General features: G+C 44.5%; 19 protein-coding genes and 1 tRNA gene. 17 read left to right on the forward strand and 3 right to left on the reverse strand.

Annotation, left to right across the window (positions count from 1 at the left end; all coding sequences use genetic code 11):
* Window positions 1-3: 3 nt before the first annotated feature.
* A tRNA-Arg gene (locus ACK8OT_RS00170) sits at window positions 4-80 on the forward strand.
* Between the two features lie 66 nt (window positions 81-146).
* On the opposite strand, the gene ACK8OT_RS00175 is transcribed toward ACK8OT_RS00170, so the two are convergent.
* The 3 genes from ACK8OT_RS00175 to flgA form a co-directional block, all read right to left on the reverse strand.
* On the reverse strand, window positions 147-581 hold the full coding sequence (locus ACK8OT_RS00175) for a flagella synthesis protein FlgN (RefSeq protein ID WP_410194488.1): 435 nt from the start codon (window positions 579-581) through the stop codon (window positions 147-149).
* Window positions 581-901, reverse strand: coding sequence for a flagellar biosynthesis anti-sigma factor FlgM (gene flgM / locus ACK8OT_RS00180; RefSeq protein WP_410194489.1), 321 nt, complete (start codon window positions 899-901; stop codon window positions 581-583). The genes ACK8OT_RS00175 and flgM overlap by 1 nt, the downstream gene beginning before the upstream one ends.
* 73 nt (window positions 902-974) lie before the next feature.
* On the reverse strand, window positions 975-1,655 hold the full coding sequence (flgA, locus tag ACK8OT_RS00185; protein WP_410194490.1) for a flagellar basal body P-ring formation chaperone FlgA: 681 nt from the start codon (window positions 1,653-1,655) through the stop codon (window positions 975-977).
* Window positions 1,656-1,890: 235 nt separating this feature from the next.
* On the opposite strand from flgA, the gene ACK8OT_RS00190 reads away from it, so the two are divergent.
* The 16 genes from ACK8OT_RS00190 (at window position 1,891) to ACK8OT_RS00265 (ending at window position 17,425) form a co-directional block, all read left to right on the forward strand.
* Entirely contained in the window at window positions 1,891-2,808 is a 918-nt protein-coding gene (locus ACK8OT_RS00190) for a chemotaxis protein CheV (RefSeq protein WP_410194491.1), read from the forward strand.
* Window positions 2,809-2,825: 17 nt separating this feature from the next.
* On the forward strand, window positions 2,826-3,680 hold the full coding sequence (locus tag ACK8OT_RS00195) for a CheR family methyltransferase (RefSeq protein WP_410194492.1): 855 nt from the start codon (window positions 2,826-2,828) through the stop codon (window positions 3,678-3,680).
* 213 nt (window positions 3,681-3,893) lie between these two features.
* A complete protein-coding gene (gene flgB, locus ACK8OT_RS00200; RefSeq protein ID WP_410194493.1) occupies window positions 3,894-4,289 on the forward strand; it encodes a flagellar basal body rod protein FlgB in 396 nt (131 codons plus the stop codon).
* Between the two features lie 2 nt (window positions 4,290-4,291).
* Entirely contained in the window at window positions 4,292-4,714 is a 423-nt protein-coding gene (flgC, locus tag ACK8OT_RS00205) for a flagellar basal body rod protein FlgC (protein ID WP_410194494.1), read from the forward strand.
* Window positions 4,715-4,724: 10 nt separating this feature from the next.
* Window positions 4,725-5,513: a flagellar hook assembly protein FlgD gene (locus ACK8OT_RS00210; protein WP_410194495.1), complete on the forward strand. Its 789-nt coding sequence runs from the start codon at window positions 4,725-4,727 to the stop codon at window positions 5,511-5,513.
* A 39-nt stretch (window positions 5,514-5,552) separates the two neighbouring features.
* Entirely contained in the window at window positions 5,553-6,896 is a 1,344-nt protein-coding gene (gene flgE / locus ACK8OT_RS00215; RefSeq protein WP_410194496.1) for a flagellar hook protein FlgE, read from the forward strand.
* A gap of 138 nt (window positions 6,897-7,034) precedes the next feature.
* On the forward strand, window positions 7,035-7,781 hold the full coding sequence (flgF, locus tag ACK8OT_RS00220; protein ID WP_410194497.1) for a flagellar basal-body rod protein FlgF: 747 nt from the start codon (window positions 7,035-7,037) through the stop codon (window positions 7,779-7,781).
* A 26-nt stretch (window positions 7,782-7,807) separates the two neighbouring features.
* Complete coding sequence (flgG, locus tag ACK8OT_RS00225) at window positions 7,808-8,596, forward strand: flagellar basal-body rod protein FlgG (protein ID WP_410194498.1); 789 nt, start codon at window positions 7,808-7,810, stop codon at window positions 8,594-8,596.
* A 10-nt stretch (window positions 8,597-8,606) separates the two neighbouring features.
* Window positions 8,607-9,296: a flagellar basal body L-ring protein FlgH gene (gene flgH, locus ACK8OT_RS00230; RefSeq protein WP_410194499.1), complete on the forward strand. Its 690-nt coding sequence runs from the start codon at window positions 8,607-8,609 to the stop codon at window positions 9,294-9,296.
* A 15-nt stretch (window positions 9,297-9,311) separates the two neighbouring features.
* Window positions 9,312-10,409 carry a flagellar basal body P-ring protein FlgI gene (locus ACK8OT_RS00235; RefSeq protein WP_410194500.1) on the forward strand — a complete coding sequence of 366 codons (1,098 nt, stop codon included), beginning with the start codon at window positions 9,312-9,314 and terminating at the stop codon, window positions 10,407-10,409.
* A gap of 10 nt (window positions 10,410-10,419) precedes the next feature.
* On the forward strand, window positions 10,420-11,484 hold the full coding sequence (gene flgJ, locus ACK8OT_RS00240; RefSeq protein WP_410194501.1) for a flagellar assembly peptidoglycan hydrolase FlgJ: 1,065 nt from the start codon (window positions 10,420-10,422) through the stop codon (window positions 11,482-11,484).
* 158 nt (window positions 11,485-11,642) lie between these two features.
* Entirely contained in the window at window positions 11,643-13,637 is a 1,995-nt protein-coding gene (flgK, locus tag ACK8OT_RS00245; protein ID WP_410194502.1) for a flagellar hook-associated protein FlgK, read from the forward strand.
* A 6-nt stretch (window positions 13,638-13,643) separates the two neighbouring features.
* On the forward strand, window positions 13,644-14,867 hold the full coding sequence (gene flgL / locus ACK8OT_RS00250; protein ID WP_410194503.1) for a flagellar hook-associated protein FlgL: 1,224 nt from the start codon (window positions 13,644-13,646) through the stop codon (window positions 14,865-14,867).
* Between the two features lie 58 nt (window positions 14,868-14,925).
* Complete coding sequence (locus ACK8OT_RS00255; protein ID WP_410194504.1) at window positions 14,926-15,744, forward strand: flagellin N-terminal helical domain-containing protein; 819 nt, start codon at window positions 14,926-14,928, stop codon at window positions 15,742-15,744.
* Window positions 15,745-16,095: 351 nt separating this feature from the next.
* Window positions 16,096-16,911, forward strand: a complete 816-nt coding sequence (locus ACK8OT_RS00260) for a flagellin N-terminal helical domain-containing protein (protein WP_410194505.1) — start codon at window positions 16,096-16,098, stop codon at window positions 16,909-16,911.
* Between the two features lie 70 nt (window positions 16,912-16,981).
* Window positions 16,982-17,425, forward strand: coding sequence for a flagellar protein FlaG (locus tag ACK8OT_RS00265; RefSeq protein WP_410194506.1), 444 nt, complete (start codon window positions 16,982-16,984; stop codon window positions 17,423-17,425).
* The last annotated feature ends 15 nt before the right edge of the window (window positions 17,426-17,440 follow it).

The raw sequence follows: 17,440 nt of genomic DNA on the forward strand, positions 1-17,440 counted from the left end.
TTCGCTTCCTTAGCTCAGTAGGATAGAGCGACCCCCTCCTAAGGGGTAGGTCACAGGTTCGATTCCTGTAGGAAGCGCCATTTCTCTGTTACAACAAAGTCGAGTTGCCAATCATTCTAACGTGCAATAACACTCATTAAGTACGACTACGCTTTGATGCCTTTTCCTAATGCATTACCTCCTTGGGTCTTTCCTTTTGCATTGTAGGTCAAGGAGTTAGCTGCTTTAGCTTGATTTAACACACTGGTTAGATGTTTGGTTGTGCGCAGGCTCATTTCAATGATTTCACCATTAACGGCATTTTGCTGTTGGCAGGTGCTAAATGCCGTTTTGATTGCACTCATTAAAGTCTGTATTTCTGTGTTGGAATCATCGCTTAATTGAGCCGAATCAGGGTGAGTTTGTATGGCTTGATCATTGGTTTCAACTTGTTGCAACAAAACCTGTTTTTGATGAACGAGCTGATCAAGGCGATCGGGATCACGATTGATGAGTGTCTCGTATTCCTCATTAATCAGCTCGACTAACGATTGGGTGTAAGCCAGTTGCTGCTCAAGTAGCTGTAAAATAGATGCGTTCATTAAATTCCAAGTGATTGGCCAAACTTAGCTTCAAATTCTGTCATATTTTTGGCTAGTTTGTCTGCATCTATCTTGTATTCACCATTGAGTATGGCTTTTTTCAGCGTTTCGACCCGCTCTCTATTGATCGTGGTTTCAGACGATTCTTTTTTCAGGCTATTGAAAGCTTGTGCTTGAGGCGTGAGTGACACCGAGTCTTTGCCTGTTGCTGGTCGATTTGGTGCTTGTTCTGTCGCCTTAGCTAATTGCTCTTGTTTTTGTTGTTTTTGCTCAACCTGCAAGTTGGCCCTGCTGCCAACATTGTTCATATTTATAGCCATAATAACAACCTATCTAGATTAAGATGCCGCTAATATACCATATCGGCAGATGCTGGATTAACTTTAGCAGAAATTATAACTTTACTTCCATTTCGCTTACACCAGTCACTTTTCCGACGACTGTTTTATTGGTTTGCACATTTTTGACTCGGATAGTTTGACCTAGGGAGCCACTTGAAATGGCAATGCCATTGGTCTTGATCTCAAGGTTATCTATTTTGGCTTTGATGATCACATTATCTCCTTTGCAGATATAGCAAACATCGCGCATTTTGATCATGCGGCCTTTCGGGATGCGTCGTTTTGCTTTGACGCCATAAAGTTGGGTTGGATCGGCAATCACATTACCACGGATATTTTGTACTTCGACAAAATCAATAATAATGTTTTGTTCGGATAAAACAGCACCAGGCGCCAGCAGTTGCGAGGCTATCACCACAGGCGTTGTTATCTTTACTCTCACCTGAACATAAGTATGCCAAGCCGAGGCGTCATCACAACTTACTTTAACGACCGTGGTCTTATTGATTTTGTCATTGACGATGTCGGCAGTGAGAGGCTGTTGGCAAGGCGTGAAGCTTAATCTTGAATCCAAAGGTGATGCAACAATGTCTACTTTTCCATTCGCGGGAGACTGAATTTGTGCGGCAACTTCATCTTCTGCCATCTTTTCGATCAATAAATGTGGGTTTGGGCTAGCAAAAGCCTGATAAATACCTAAACTGCATAATAAAATAAATAATCGCTTTAGCATTTTACTCCTGGTGTCGATATAGGTTGAGACATAAAAAAATCAGTCAATTAGGCTGAAAAATTCAACTTAGGTTTGATTTAAGGTTTAAACTTAACTCATGCAAATTGTGCTTTGCAACTAAACTCATTAATGAAGTAGTTTGCTAGTACTTGAATAATGAATGTAAGCAAACTCGATGCCAGTACGCACAATAGTGAGTGATTGCAATGCAGATGGATGATAAACGGAGACAGTTATGGCAGGATTACTTGATTCAGTAAACCAGCGGACCCAGCTAGTAGGGCAAAACCGATTAGAGTTACTACTTTTTAAGCTGATGGGACGCCAGCGTTACGGTATCAATGTGTTTAAGGTAAAAGAAGTTCTGCAATGCCCGCCGTTGACTTCCATGCCTAAGTTACACCCGGTTATTCGTGGGGTGGCTCATATTCGCGGCAAGACCATCTCGGTGATTGATTTGAGTTTAGCGACAGGCGGGCGCCCAATCGAAGATTTGTCTAAATGCTTTATTATCATTTCTGAGTACAACCGCTCAGTGCAAGGCTTTTTAGTTAACTCAGTTGAACGCATTATTAATATGAACTGGGAATCAATCATGCCTCCGCCGCAAGGCGCAGGGCGCTTTAGTTACTTAACCGCGGTAACAGAAGTCGATAATGAGCTGGTTGAAATTATCGATGTTGAAAAAATACTAGACCAAATCTCTCCGGTTAATACCGATGTTAGCGAAGAGCTGAAGACGCCGGATACCAGTGAAAAAGTGCATGGGCGTAAGATTTTAGTTGCAGATGACTCCAGTGTTGCGCGTAATCAGGTTAAGAAGGCGGTTACTTCATTAGGCGTAGAGTGCATTTTGGCTAAAGATGGTAAAGAAGCCCTTGTAATGCTGAAAGAAATGGCTAAAGATGGCCCGATTACCGATCAAATTGCGCTTATCATCTCAGATATTGAAATGCCTGAAATGGACGGCTACACCCTAACCGCTGAGATTAGAGCAACACCCGCACTCAAAGATTTGCACATCATTTTACATACCTCATTAAGCGGGGTGTTCAACCAAGCTATGGTAAACAAAGTAGGAGCTAACAACTTTATCGCTAAGTTTAATCCTGATGAATTAGCAAGTGCTGTGAAAGAAGCTGTAAATAGTTAAGAATTAAGGGCATTGATTTGACTGCTAAAATGTTGTCTGACGAAGTATATAAACAATTTTCTGACTTTCTTGAAGTTCAGTGCGGTATTGTTTTAGGGGCAAATAAACAGTACTTGGTTAAGAGCCGTTTATCTCCGCTATTAAGCCAATATAAGGTGGATTCGCTCCCTGAGCTGATTCAGCGTTCAATGAGCTTTCGTGAGCGCGACCTGAGAGCATCGGTGATCGATGCAATGACGACAAACGAAACGCTTTGGTTTCGTGATACTTACCCATTTCAGTTATTGGTTGATAAATTATATCCGGAGTTAAGCGTCAATAAGCGACCACTTAAAATTTGGTCGGCTGCGTCATCGTCTGGGCAAGAGCCTTACTCGATTGCAATGTCGACTTTGGAATATCAAATGAAAAAGCCGGGCGCTATGCCCCATGGTATTCAAATCCTTGGCACGGATATATCGAGTGCTATGCTAGAGCATTGTAAGAAAGGCGAGTATGACTCTCTCGCGCTCGCTAGAGGGCTTTCGCCTGAGCGTAAGCGTCAATTTTTTGAGGCGATTAATGATGGCTCAGGACGGATGCGGATATCAGATAAAGTCAAAAAGTTGGCGTCCTTTCGGTCGTTCAACTTACTTGATAGCTACACCTTGTTAGGTAAGTTTGACATTATTTTCTGTCGCAATGTGCTTATCTATTTCTCGCCTGAGGTTAAATCTAAGATCCTCAATCAATTTGCTAATGCTTTAAACCCAGGCGGATATTTAATGTTAGGGGCATCTGAGTCTTTAACCGGATTAACAGATCGTTATGACATGATCCGCTGTAATCCGGGTATTGTCTATAAACTTAAGGAGCCAGCACCTCGACGCTAGCTCTAAGTAAAAGCGGCAAATTGCCGCTTTTTTTATGGCAACACTTTTCCTCTCGATTTTTTCAATCCCGCTATTTAGATGCACATCTGCTAGTAAATCATTTTATTTCAATTGCTTACTCTGATTATTTGCAAAGGGGATACCTTATCAAAGGTGCTTTGTATTTTTGGCACGCAGTTTGCTTTGTTTCTTGTTAGTTAGGCAGGAGGACTTATGGCCATTAATTTTGACAGAGCATTGGGTATACATCAGCACACCTTAGGCATTCGTGCGAGGCGCTCTGAGATGTTAGCCAGTAATATTGCCAATGCAGACACGCCAAATTACAAAGCAAGAGACATTAATTTTGCTGATGCCCTTGCCGCAGCTAAATCAGGGGGCGGTTTTTCACTCGATAAAACCAATACGCGTCATTTTTCTATGCAAAGTAATCTCCAACCGGGAATAAAATTTCGCACCCCCACTCAACCTGATACAGGGGATGGCAATACGGTTGAAGTTCAAGTTGAGCGTAACCTTTTTATGCAAAACTCCATGGAATACCAGGCCAGTTTAAGTTTTCTAAACAGTAAAATAGCCTCCCTCAAGAAAGCGATAAAAGGACAATAATTATGAGCTTATTCAGAGTATTAGACGTCTCCGCATCAGGGATGAGCGCACAATCTGTCAGACTTAATACCACTGCCAGTAACTTGGCTAATGCCAACAGTGTTAGCAGCAGTGTGGATAAAACTTATCGGGCTCGTCACCCTGTTTTTGCCGCAGAATTGAGTAAGGCGCAAGGTCAGCAAAGTGCTAACGTGAAAGTTAAAGTGCTTGGTGTGGTAGAGAGTGAAGCACCGCTGATTAAGGAGTATCTGCCGGAGCATCCGATGGCAGATGATAATGGGTTTATTTATCGCTCTAATGTTAATGTTGTTGAAGAAATGGCCAACATGATGAGTGCATCACGTTCATATCAAACCAATGTGCAAATAGCGGATGCAGCAAAGCAAATGCTGTCAAAAACGTTGCAATTGGGTAAGAGTCAGTAGGGGGCATTAAATGAGTACGATTAATAATGTCTCGGCCAATGGCCTTTATTGGGAAGAAAAGAGCATTTCCGATAAAGCTGCTGAAGCCAACAAAAAAGAGTTAGATCAAGAAGATTTCTTTTCCTTACTCTCTCAGCAGCTTGCATACCAAGACCCTTTTAAACCGGTTGATAACGCGCAAATGGTTGCTCAAATGGCTTCGTTTACTACCGCTGAAGGTATTGCGGATATGGGTAAACAGTTTGAGGACATGAACACCATCATGAGCTCAACGCAAGCACTTCAAGCTTCGGGCTTGGTTGGCCGTAATGTGTTAGTGCCTACCGAGCAAGGTCATCTTGCAGAAGGTAAAACCCTTGAAGGGGTGGCGATTTCAGGTCAACCCATGCAAAACCTGACAGTTCGTGTTGAAGATGAAAAAGGCAACTTGGTTAAAGTTATTCGCATGAACGATCAGCCAGCTGGAAACGTCCGATATAGCTGGGATGGCACCAATGAGGCCGGCGAAATGATGCCGCCCGGCAATTACAAAATTAAAGCAAATGCAAGAGTGAATGGGGAAAGCGTCGATTTACCCACGGCTAACTATGGTCACGTTGAAAGTGTCAGTTTAGCCGGCGGTAAAAACGGTGTGGTATTAAACTTGCAAGGTATTGGCAGTGTATTGCTTGGTGATGTGCTTGAGGTGTCTCAAGTGGGGACTAGCAAGCCAGTTACGAAACCAGAAACACCTGACACTGACTCAGGTGACACTGTTGAGCAAGCAGCTGCGCGGCTTAAAGCGCAAATGGGAATTTAACCTTAGCTTGCTTGATAAGATTGAAATAGGAGAGTAGTTATGTCTTTTAATATTGCTTTGAGCGGCATTAATGCGGCACAAAAAGACCTTGATGTTACCGCTAATAACATAGCTAACGTCAATACCTTTGGTTTTAAAGAGTCGCGAGCCGAATTTGCCGATGTTTATGCTACATCGATTTTCTCAAATGCCAAAACCAACTCGGGTAATGGTGTAAAAACCGCACAAGTTGCTCAGCAGTTCCATCAGGGTAGCTTGCAATTTACCCAAAACGCCCTTGACTTGGCCATTACGGGTGAAGGCTTTTTTGTTACCGCTGAAGATACCGTGACCTTGACGCGTAACTATACCCGCGCAGGGGCTTTTAACCTTAATGCTGACAATTATGTGGTAAATGCCAGTGGTCAATATTTACAAGCTTACCCAGTTGATCAAAATGGTAATCCTTCTTCGGTTAGTATGGCGGCAACGCGCCCATTGCAAATCAGTACCAGTGTTGGCTCACCAACCAAAACTGATCAAGTGGATATGACATTTAACTTGCCTTCTGGCGGCAGCCAACATGATATCGGAGATTTTGACCCGACTAATCCAGATACCTATACCTCATCGACTTCGGTAACGGTTTATGACTCTTTAGGTGAGCCTCATGTGGCACAAACCTACTTTGTGAAACGCATTCCTGATCCGGTTGGCCCTCCTGTCATAGCTGAGAATTCATGGGATATTTTAACCTATGTTGATGGTGCGCCAGTTGATATTACCGGTGGTACCGCTAATACCCCAGGTGTAGGGAATCCAAACCCAACTATTCCTGCCTCGGCTCGAATGGTTTTTGGTACTGATGGTCAGCTTGCGCCAGCAACTCCGCCAGCAACTAACCCAACACCGTCACCTATAACGACAGCTCCGCTGGGTTCAACAAACGGTGCTGATCCAACGCAAACCTTAACTTTTAACTTTAATAACCCAACGCAATATGGTGCCCCTTTTGAGGTGTCTGCTTTATCGCAAAACGGTTCTACTGTCGGTAAATTGACGGGTATAGATATTGCGTCCGATGGTTTAGTGAAGGCAACCTTTAGTAACGGTTCGACCGTTTACATGGGTAAAGTGGCTGTGGCGAAGTTTAATAATACTCAAGGGTTAGCGCAGATTGGTGATACCTCATGGCAAGCGACGCAAAATTCGGGCGAGCCAATTGCGGGTGAGGGTAACAATGGTACCTTTGGTAAGATAAACTCTTCTGCGATTGAACAGTCGAACGTTAACCTATCGGGAGAGCTTGTGGACTTGATTAGTGCTCAGCGTAACTTCCAAGCAAACTCAAGGGCTTTAGAAGTAAACAGTACTTTGCAACAGACGATCCTTCAGATCCGATAATTCGTTTTTTTCGCTCTCCTTTAGGCCGCATTCCGCGGCCTTTTTTATGCTTTTTAAAAGTTGGCATCATGGTTGCATCGTTATCTTTATGAATTCGGTTATCGGCTAACTGCCAGAGAATTGACTAAAGGTACGCAAATGGACAATTTACTCTACATTGCCATGTCGGGCGCTAAAGAAAATATGAACGGGATTGCCGTTCGTGGTAACAATTTGGCTAACGTTAATACAACAGGTTTTAAGTCTGATTTAGAGCAAGCGCGCTCGATGCAAGCCTTTGGCCCAGGTTTACCTACACGCGTGTTTTCATTAACCGAAACAGCTTCGCAAAATTTTGAAGCTGGCCCATTGCAACGCACGGGTAATAATTTGGATATCGCGGTTGATGGTCAAGGCTGGATTGCGGTGCAAAGTCCTTCTGGCGAGGAGATGTTCACTCGCAATGGTAAGTTAACCATAGATGTGACTGGCGAGCTTAAGGATATGAAGGGCAATTCAGTACTTGGCATTAATGGTACACCAATTATTTTCCCGCTGCCGGTTGAGAAGATTGAAATCAGTCGTGATGGCATGGTTGAAATTCGCCCAGAGGGGGCCCCCCCTAATGCCATGGAAGAACTGGCGACGATAAAAACAGTTAAACCGGATGTGAAAAATTTGATGCGCGGTGAAGATGGTTATTTTCGCCGCTCTGATGGACAGCCTGAGGCTGCGGCTTTTGGGGTTGAATTGGTTCAAGGTGCACTTGAAGGCTCTAATGTTAATGCCGCTTCAGAAATGACCCATATGATGACGTTACAGCGTCAATTTGAAATGCAAATCAAAATGATGAAAACAGCAGAAGATATTGACCGTGCGTCAGATAGCCTGCTTCGCATCATTTAATCGCAGATAATTTAACGGAGGCGCTTATGCATCCCGCTCTATGGATAAGTAAAACTGGACTCGATTCGCAACAAGTCAATGTCGCGACGATATCCAATAACTTGGCAAACGCCAGTACGGTTGGTTTTAAGAAAAGCCGCGCTATTTTTGAAGACTTGCTTTATCAAACCATTAATCAACCCGGCGGTCGTTCCTCGCAAGATACACGCTTGCCTTCGGGTTTAATGGTGGGCTCTGGCTCGAAAGTGGTGGCAACCCAGAAAAATTTTGACCAAGGAAATATCCTTACCACGGATAATTCCCTGGACATGATGATAGATGGTCGCGGATTTTTTGAAATCCTAATGCCAGATGGCACGACATCGTATACCCGTAATGGCCAATTTATGCTCAATGATGAAGGCACCATAGTGACCCCAGGGGCAGGTTATCCATTACAGCCTGAAATCCAAGTGCCGCAAGATGCGCAATCTATCACTATTTCACAAGATGGTGAGGTATCGGTGCAAGTGCCTGGGCAGGCTGAAGCGCAAGTTATCGGTCAGTTAAACCTATCTGATTTTGTTAATCCATCAGGTCTTGAGCCCATCGGCCAAAATTTATACTTAGAAACGGGCTCTAGTGGCGCTCCATTACAAGGTGTGCCTGGCAATGATGGCATCGGCTCCCTCGTTCAAGGCGCACTTGAAACCTCTAATGTGAATGTGACCGAAGAGCTTGTCAATTTGATTGAAAGTCAGCGCGTTTATGAGATGAACTCTAAGGTCATCAAATCCGTTGACGAAATGTTGTCGTTCGTGAGTCAGCAGCTGTAAGGAGATGATTATGAATACGCGCACATTTAAACAAGTTAGTTTGTCATTGGCGATATTATCCTTAGCGGCTTGTTCGTCACTGCCAACGGATCCGGTTAAAAATGATCCGGCCTATGCGCCAGTTATTCCACCGGATACAGAAACGCAAGTGGTGCAAACCGGCTCACTATTTCAAGAGAAATATGCCAATAGCTTGTATTCCGATATTAAAGCGCATCGCGTTGGTGACATTATTACGGTCTATTTAGAAGAGCAAACCTCGGCCAAGAAAAAGGCTAAGTCTGATTTGGACAAAAGCAATCAATTCAACCTTGATCAACTCACCATTCCGGGTGGGGTGGCGAAAATTGGCGGTAATCCCATTGAGTTGGGTATGGGTCAAACCAGCGGCTTCAGTGGCCAAGGCCAAGCGGATCAGAGCAATAGCTTAAACGGTAATATCTCGGTTAGTGTGGTTGATGTACTGAGCAACGGTAACCTAGTGGTGCGCGGTGAAAAATGGCTCATGTTAAATAATGGCGATGAGTTTATTCGTTTAACAGGCATCGTTCGCGCCCAAGATGTTTCCAGTGATAACACCGTGTCATCAATGCGCATTGCTAATGCCCGTATTCAATACGGTGGTACGGGTGATTTTGCCAATACCCAGCGCCAAGGTTGGTTAACCAAATTCTTTAACGGCCCGTACTGGCCACTGTAATTTAAGGACAGCATTATGAAACGCTTACTTGCTTTGATTGCTTGCGGTGCTTTGCTATTTAGCATGAGTGCGCATAGCGTACGAATTAAAGATGTTTCTTCTGTTCAAGGCGTGCGCTCAAACCAGCTGGTGGGTTACGGTCTCGTTGTGGGCTTGCCCGGCACAGGTGAAAAAAGCAGTGCGTTTTCAGAGCAGTCTTTTGCCACCATGTTGCGTAACTTTGGCATTAATGTGCCAACGGGAGTGAAATTAAAAATTAAAAATGTCGCGCCCGTTGCGATTACAGCCGAGCTTCCCGCATTTACTAAACCCGGTCAAAAAATTGACGTAACGGTTTCTGCTATTGGTGAAGCTAAAAGCTTGCGCGGTGGGGAGCTGTTGCAAACCTTTTTGAAAGGCGTTGATGGTAACGTATACGCTTTAGCCCAAGGTAGCTTAGTCGTTGGTGGTTTAGGCGCGGAAGGTGCCGATGGCTCTAAAGTGGTCATCAATACCCCTACCGTGGGACGCATTTCAAACGGTGCGATTGTTGAGCGCGCCATTGCGTCACCTTTTGGTCAGGGGGATTATCTTACCTTTAACCTAAACCGACCTGATTTTAGTACAGCTAAACGCATGGCTGATCGGATTAACGAATTAGTTGGCCCAAATACTGCAAAGCCCATAGATGCTACCTCGGTACAAGTATATGCACCGAGAGACATTTCTCAGCGAGTGTCGTATTTGGCGACCCTTGAGAATTTAGACTTTGAGCCTGCTGCTGAAAATGCCAAGGTGATTGTTAACTCTCGCACCGGCACCATAGTGGTAGGTAAAGATGTGAAATTACTGCCAACGGCTATCACCCATGGCGGCATTTCGGTCACGATTGCTGAGGCGCAAACGGTTTCGCAGCCTAATGCATTAGCGGGTGGTGAAACTGTGGTTACCGACAACAGTACGATAAATATTACTCAAGAAGACAGCAGGATGTTTAAGTTTGACCCCGGCGTGAGCTTAGACCAACTGGTTAGAGCGGTTAACCAAGTAGGGCTTGCGCCAGGTGACTTAATGGCCATTCTTGAGGCGCTAAAACAAGCCGGTGCGCTACAAGGCGAGCTAATTATTATTTAATGGTGAGATGATGGACAAGTTAGGTGCAGCCAATCTACAAGCCAACGCATACTACGATGTGCAAAGCCTTAACTCGTTGCGTGAAGCTGCGCAAAAAGACGAGAAGGGTACCCTCTCAGCCGTCGCCAAACAATTTGAGGCGATGTTTACAGGGATGCTGATTAAAAGTATGCGTGAAGCTAACGAAGCGTTTGAAACCGACAGTCCATTTAATAATCGTCACACTAAATTCTATCGCCAAATGCAAGACCAACAGCTTTCTTTGGAGTTGAGTCAATCTGGCACTATGGGGCTAGCTGAAGTATTAACACGTCAGCTAGATCCCAGTTATGGCCATAGTCGTCGTGAAGAAGGCAGCCCGTTGAAGATGCCTAGTGGTCTTGATTTGCTGCAGACCTTTGCTGGGGGACAGCCAGAGTCTGAACGTCAAATAACTGACTCAGTCGAGCAGACAAACGCATTCAGCGTGCCTCTAAGACGCAGCTTTCCTAAGCCTAGTCGTACCGAGGATTCAAACGAACGCTTACCTGTTGCTGGCACCAGCGCTGAACTGAACTCTGCCTTGTCTCAAGCTGATTTGACTAAAATTGAGCAGAGCAAGGCGGTGCAATTTGATGGTCCCGCATCGTTTGTGCAATCCTTAATGCCATTTGCTAAAAAAGCCGCTAAAGCCCTTGGCGTCAATCCCGCTATCTTGGTGGCGCAGGCGGCACTTGAAACAGGCTGGGGTAAAAAAGTCATTCAAACCAGCAATCAGGACTCTAGCTTTAACTTATTTAATATTAAAGCCGATAGACGCTGGCAAGGCGCACACACTAACAAGGATACCTTAGAGTATTATGATGGTGTTGCGGTTACCGAGCGCGCTCGGTTTCGCGTCTATCGTGATTTTGAGCAAAGTTTTTCTGATTACGTTCATTTCTTGCAGCAAAACCCTCGCTATGAGCATGCCTTAAAAACCACCGCCGATCCTGAGCGTTTTATGCGTCAGCTGCAAAAAGCTGGCTATGCAACCGATCCACGTTATGCCGATAAAGTCATGAGCGTGCTTAAACGCGTTGAGTCCCATATTTAACTTCAGAGCCTACCGTTCTCACTGTGTTTGTGCGTCATATTGACACGAATAATTTTTGGCACGCTTCATGCATTAAACCTCTTATATCCTAGCAAGTGCCTAAAAAGTGATTGTTTTACGTCATTGTGGATCACTTGCCATTGAATACTGAGGTTGTTATGGCAGATTTATTACAAATTGGTACCTCCGGCATTAATGCGTTTCAGCGTATGCTGGCCACCACAGGTAATAACATTTCAAACATCAATACTGAAGGTTATACCCGTCAGCGCAATATTGCGGTTTCTGAGCAATTTAATGCAGGGGTTGCTCGGGTTGTCGATCGCCGAGTACTCGACCAATTTGCTCAAGCCGAGATGCGTCGAGATAGTAGTGTTAACGCCTACGCTCAGGCGATGAGCTTTGAGCTGCAGCGCACCGATGCCATGATGAGTGATAAAGCCAATAACCTTGGTACGGCTTTTGACTCAACCTTTCAAGCTGTCCATACCGCCAATGATGATGCGACTTCACTGGATACCCGCCAACTGATGTTAGGGGAATTAAAGTCCCTTGTTAGCACCTATAACATGCTGGCTAAGAACTACAGTGAGCAACAAAAAACCGTTAATAACGAGATTGGCACCGAAGTTTCTGAAATTAATGCGTTAATCAGAAATTTGGGAGAATTAAATAAAGAAGTTATGCAAGCCAATAACTTACCCGGTGGCGCTTCTGGTGCGTTGTTAGATCATCGTGATGAAGCTGTGCGTCTATTGGCCGAAAAAGTCGATATTACGGTCATTGATGGCAAGAGTGGTTCAGTTCAAGTGATGCTTCGTAACGGGGATCCCTTAGTCACCGGCATTGAATATTCTCAATTTAGCGTTGTACCCGGTAATCCTGATGGTCGAAAAAGCGATCTTCAATACAATATTGCAGGCGTGAGTGTTGGCATTAATGGCACTACCACCGGCGGTAAATTGGGGGCTTTATTTGATTTTCGCGATGATAATATCGCGCAGGTGCGCAATAGCATGGGTCAGTTGGCCATTGCTATTACCGATGCTTTTAATACTCAAAATCGCTTGGGTATGGATTTAGATGGCAACATCGGCGGTGATATATTTAAGTTGCCTACGACGACTTCCCATAATTACGTCAACAATTCCGATCCAGCAAAAGGTATTACCAGCAGTTTTATGCCTGGCTTGGGGAGCTCGGTAACGGCGGCGGATTACGAAGTGATCATGACAGGTGCCAATACATTTGAAGTTTACGCCCTTGAAAATGGCCAACGCACGCAAATCCCTGCAGCCGAGATAAGCGGTACATTTCCTAACATTGAAATACCGTCCCATGGCTTGAAGTTTGACTTCGATCCGCCTCCATATGTCGCGGGTGACAAATTCTTAGTGCAGCCTACCTTAGATGCCGCTGATTTAGTCGATATCAGTATGGTACGTCCAGAGGAATTAGCATTAGCCTCGCCAATTCGTGTCGATGCCAATTCAACCAATACCAGTAAAGCAAAGATTGCTCTAGAAGGCGTAACTGCCACCGACACTTATGCTTTTGGTGCCACAACGGGTTTAACTGCAGCGGCACCGCAGCAAGTCATCATTAACACCTCAGGTGGCAACACGGTTTATGAAATATACGACGGTAACGCCCCGCCGAACTTATTGGGCTCCGTGGCTAGCCCACCGGGTACTGGCGAGAATTTACTAGCAAATGCGGTACCTGCAATCACAGATCCTGGCTATGAGATCAGCTTAACTGGTGTGCCTCTGCATGGTGAAAGCTTTTCAATCGCCTTTAACGACAATGGTTTTGCTGACAATAGTAACGGCTTGATCATGGCTGATTTACAAAACCAAAGCTTGATGCGTAAAAACGTGATTGCCACTGGCGACAATTTAATGACTTTTCATGAAGGTTTTTCGCGGATGCAGTCAAGTGTGGGTGAGCGGACAGGTAATGCCATTGTTGCTGCGCAAGCCGCCCAAGCCAAGCTGGATCAAAGTACCAACTGGCATCAAAGTGTGTCGGGGGTAAACCTGGATGAAGAGGCATCTAACTTGCTGAAATTTCAACAGTCATATAGTGCCGCCGCGCAAATTGTCAGTGCTGCTCGTTCAACTTTCGATACCTTATTAAATTCGGTGAGGTAGTAAATTATGCGTATTTCAACCAACCAAATCTTTAATGCTAGTACCGCGAATATGGCTAGCAGCACGAGTAACATAGTTAAGACTCAGCATCAATTGACGAGTGGGCAGCGCTATCAGCTGGCATCAGAAGACCCAACGGGCTTTGCCAAAACCAACCGTCTATCAGAAGTGATTGAGTCAAATAAACAATATATTAAAAACTCGACGCTGGTGACTGGCGCTTTGAGTGTCGAAGAATCGACACTGGATAAGATCCAGATTGCCATAGACAGAGCCCGAACCTTAGCTATTTCGGTCAATAACGGTACTTTATCGTCTCAGGAGCGGGCATCCATTGCTACCGAAGTTGAAGGGTTACAAAACGAAATATTCGATCTCATGAATGCACGAAATGCCAGTGGAGATTACATTTTCTCTGGTAGTCAATCGAGTGTTCAGTCTTTTGCTAAAGATGCCGCTACGGGACGTTATGTATTTCAAGGCGATGGCCTTACCAATCAGATCCAGATTTCACCCAGTGTATTTGTGCAACAAGGGGATTCAGGCTTAGATATATTTGAAAAAGTGCCTGCGCGCTATACCGCCAGTGGGGTGCCTTCTGCCGGAAATATATCGGTAGCTATTACGGCTCAAGATCAGTTTGATAGCTACCACAAAGCTAATTATGACTTTGCTAACCCTGCAGCCAGTCAACTTAATGTGATCACAACAGCAGGGGTTCCCGATACATTTGAGATCCGTGATAGTGGGGGCTTGCCCCTTGTGCCTCCTGTCACTGGCAATTATGTGCCAGGGGCGGCAATCGAGTTTGCCGGTATGAGCATAACCCTTGATGGCGCAGCGGGAACGACGGCAGTGATTTCCCTTGATCCACCAAGTAATGAAAATGTGCTTAATCATTTAGAAGATTTTAAGAACGCGCTAATGGATCCTAACGTTGACCAAGCGGATCTTCAGCCAATCTTAAAAGATGTCACCGTAGGGTTAAAAAATACAGCCGATTCTGCACTCAGTGTGATCGGTGAAATAGGTTCAAGAATCAATACTATGCAGCGTGTTGAAGCGTCCAATGCCTCATTTGATATTTTGAACCAAGAGGCGCGAGCTAGGCTGTCGGAAACCGATTACGCAGAAGCGTCGGCAAAGCTTGCGCAGCAAGAGATGGCCATGCAAGTGGCTTATTCCACCTTTAATAAAGTCACTAACCTATCACTGTTTGATTACGTGTAGAAATAATTGGCACATATGTTGCTAATTGATTAGTGTTGGAAATTATGGAGATAAAAAAATGGCACTATATGTAAATACCAACGTTGCGTCTCTTAATTCGCAACGAAACTTAACCAGAGCGACAAACGAACTAAGTACCTCGTTTACTCGCTTATCATCTGGCTTACGAATCAACAGTGCGAAGGACGATGCTGCGGGTTTACAAATCGGTACTCGTTTGCAAACACAGGTGAATGGCCTAAACCAAGGTGCACGGAACGCTAATGACGGCATCTCTCTAGCGCAAACAGCTGAAGGGGCTCTGGATGAAACCACTAACATGTTGCAGCGTATGCGGGTACTTGCTCTGCAATCCGCAAACGGTTCAAATACTACAGCAGACCGCGCTGCACTAAATAAAGAATACACAGAGCTGCAAAATGAAATAAACCGTGTTGCTTCAACGACAACCTTTGGTGGCGTGAAGCTGTTAGATGGTACATATACCGCGGCATTCCAAGTGGGTCCAGATGCTAACCAAACCATCACGGTTCGAGTCAGTCTGTCGATGGATGCAACCAGTTTGGGTGTTACGGCGGGTATATCTACAGCAGCCAACGCGCAAACAGCGATTGCTGATTTAAGTTCAGCACTGGCGACGGTGAACGACCAGCGGGCAGATTTGGGTGCGAAGCAAAACCGATTCTCATCAACCATTCGAAATTTAACTAACATTTCGGAAAACGTTTCGGCTTCTAAATCTCGTATTATGGATGCAGATTTTGCAGAAGAGTCTGCGGCGATGGCAAGAAACACGGTTATGCAACAGGCCGCAAGTACCATGCTATCTCAAGCTAATCAGCAGCCACAAATTGCGTTATCGTTATTAAATGGGTGAGGAGCAATCCTCAGCCCCATTTATTGGGGCTTCTCCCTTTTTATCTTTCCTCGTAATACTATTAAACTCCTACCTCAGCTTGAGCATTCTACTGGGCTATTTCTTCCATTATTTACTTTAACTAACCTTGTAATGTTTTTTTTTAGTATCAAAAATTTCAATTTAACCCTTTTATTTCATGGTCTTAAATTTTTCTTGCGAAAAATATAGAAAAAATATTCAAGGAAAAGTTTGATTCGCCGATAAAGTTTATGAGCACAAAAAACAAGGTGCAAACAAACACAAAGGGCTGTGGCAACATCAAGTTTAAGCAGCAGACCCTGGATACCAAGGCTTAATAGGAGAAATACCATGGCTCTTTATGTAAATACTAACGTTCAATCATTGAACTCACAACGCAACCTTACTAACTCAACAGATGCATTAGCGCAATCATTCCAACGCTTGTCTTCTGGTTTACGCGTTAACAGTGCGAAAGATGACGCAGCGGGTATGCAAATCGGCTCACGTTTACAAGCGCAAGTTAATGGCCTAAACCAAGGTGCGCGTAACGCGAATGATGGTATCTCTCTTGCGCAAACTGCGGAAGGTGCGTTAGACGAAACCACCAACATGCTACAACGTATGCGTGTATTGGCTCTACAATCTGCAAACGGTTCAAACACTACAGCTGACCGCGCTGCGCTAAACAAAGAATACACCGAGCTGCAAAATGAGATTAACCGTGTTGCATCGACCACAACGTTTGGTGGCGTAACGTTGCTAGACGGTACTTATAGTGCAGCGTTCCAAGTAGGTGCTGACCAAAGTCAAACCATTGACGTTCGTGTATCGACATCAATGGATGCGACAACCTTAGGTGTAGACGCAGGGATTTCTACAGCCGCGCTCGCCCAAACTGCTATCGCTGATTTGGATTCTGCGCTAGCATCAGTTAACGACAAACGTGCAGACTTAGGTGCGAAACAAAACCGTTTTTCATCTACTATCCGCAACTTAACTAACATCGCTGAAAACGTGTCAGCATCTAAATCACGTATTATGGATGCCGACTTTGCTGCAGAATCGGCCGCCATGGCGCGTAATACAGTAATGCAACAAGCGGCAAGTTCGATGTTGGCCCAGGCTAATCAGCAGCCTCAAATTGCATTATCATTAATCGGATAATTAGTTTTAGGTCTGGTCACATATAAAGCACCTATAATCTAATAGGTGCTTTGTGATATAAGGAGGTTTTATGAAAGCGAATGAATCAACAGCAGCTTCCTTTGTCCTGGAATCTTACTCTGCGGTAAAACTACCGAAAGAAGAGCCAAGTGAAAGCAATAGTGATATCCCGTTAGTAACAAATGAAAGCCGAAATAGCCTCAAAGTACATGATACTGCGCTTTCAAAAAGTGAATCAATTGCGCAAGGGAATAGAGCTGAGAAAGTTGAAAAAGAGTCGGTAGAGGAAGCGGTCAGCTTAGTTCAGCGGTTTTTAGATGGTAATAAGCGCGGAGTGAATTTTTCAATCGATGATTCTACCGATAAAACGGTGATCAAAGTAACGGATACTCAAACAAAGGAATTAGTGAGACAGCTTCCCAGTGAAGAAATGCTAAGGATTGCAGAAAAAATAAAAGAGCTAGAACAAGAGTTAACCAACAAAGTTGGTATACTTATTGATAGTAAGGCTTAATCAATATTTTGTAAT

Origin of the sequence: Motilimonas thetidivivens, from assembly GCF_046452435.1 — a bacterium.
Classification (GTDB): domain Bacteria; phylum Pseudomonadota; class Gammaproteobacteria; order Enterobacterales; family CBDFNC01; genus Motilimonas.

Excerpts from the sequence above, each read along its gene's own strand:
- ACK8OT_RS00190 (WP_410194491.1), top strand. The coding sequence starts at position 1,891 with ATGGCAGGATTACTTGATTCAGTAAACCAGCGGACCCAGCTAGTAGGG.
- ACK8OT_RS00235 (WP_410194500.1), top strand. The coding sequence starts at position 9,312 with ATGAAACGCTTACTTGCTTTGATTGCTTGCGGTGCTTTGCTATTTAGC.
- flgE (WP_410194496.1), top strand. The coding sequence starts at position 5,553 with ATGTCTTTTAATATTGCTTTGAGCGGCATTAATGCGGCACAAAAAGAC.
- flgJ (WP_410194501.1), top strand. The coding sequence starts at position 10,420 with ATGGACAAGTTAGGTGCAGCCAATCTACAAGCCAACGCATACTACGAT.
- ACK8OT_RS00210 (WP_410194495.1), top strand. The coding sequence starts at position 4,725 with ATGAGTACGATTAATAATGTCTCGGCCAATGGCCTTTATTGGGAAGAA.
- flgM (WP_410194489.1), bottom strand. The coding sequence starts at position 901 with ATGGCTATAAATATGAACAATGTTGGCAGCAGGGCCAACTTGCAGGTT.
- ACK8OT_RS00175 (WP_410194488.1), bottom strand. The coding sequence starts at position 581 with ATGAACGCATCTATTTTACAGCTACTTGAGCAGCAACTGGCTTACACC.
- ACK8OT_RS00265 (WP_410194506.1), top strand. The coding sequence starts at position 16,982 with ATGAAAGCGAATGAATCAACAGCAGCTTCCTTTGTCCTGGAATCTTAC.
- flgL (WP_410194503.1), top strand. The coding sequence starts at position 13,644 with ATGCGTATTTCAACCAACCAAATCTTTAATGCTAGTACCGCGAATATG.
- flgF (WP_410194497.1), top strand. The coding sequence starts at position 7,035 with ATGGACAATTTACTCTACATTGCCATGTCGGGCGCTAAAGAAAATATG.
- flgK (WP_410194502.1), top strand. The coding sequence starts at position 11,643 with ATGGCAGATTTATTACAAATTGGTACCTCCGGCATTAATGCGTTTCAG.
- flgG (WP_410194498.1), top strand. The coding sequence starts at position 7,808 with ATGCATCCCGCTCTATGGATAAGTAAAACTGGACTCGATTCGCAACAA.
- flgH (WP_410194499.1), top strand. The coding sequence starts at position 8,607 with ATGAATACGCGCACATTTAAACAAGTTAGTTTGTCATTGGCGATATTA.
- flgB (WP_410194493.1), top strand. The coding sequence starts at position 3,894 with ATGGCCATTAATTTTGACAGAGCATTGGGTATACATCAGCACACCTTA.
- flgA (WP_410194490.1), bottom strand. The coding sequence starts at position 1,655 with ATGCTAAAGCGATTATTTATTTTATTATGCAGTTTAGGTATTTATCAG.
- flgC (WP_410194494.1), top strand. The coding sequence starts at position 4,292 with ATGAGCTTATTCAGAGTATTAGACGTCTCCGCATCAGGGATGAGCGCA.
- ACK8OT_RS00260 (WP_410194505.1), top strand. The coding sequence starts at position 16,096 with ATGGCTCTTTATGTAAATACTAACGTTCAATCATTGAACTCACAACGC.
- ACK8OT_RS00255 (WP_410194504.1), top strand. The coding sequence starts at position 14,926 with ATGGCACTATATGTAAATACCAACGTTGCGTCTCTTAATTCGCAACGA.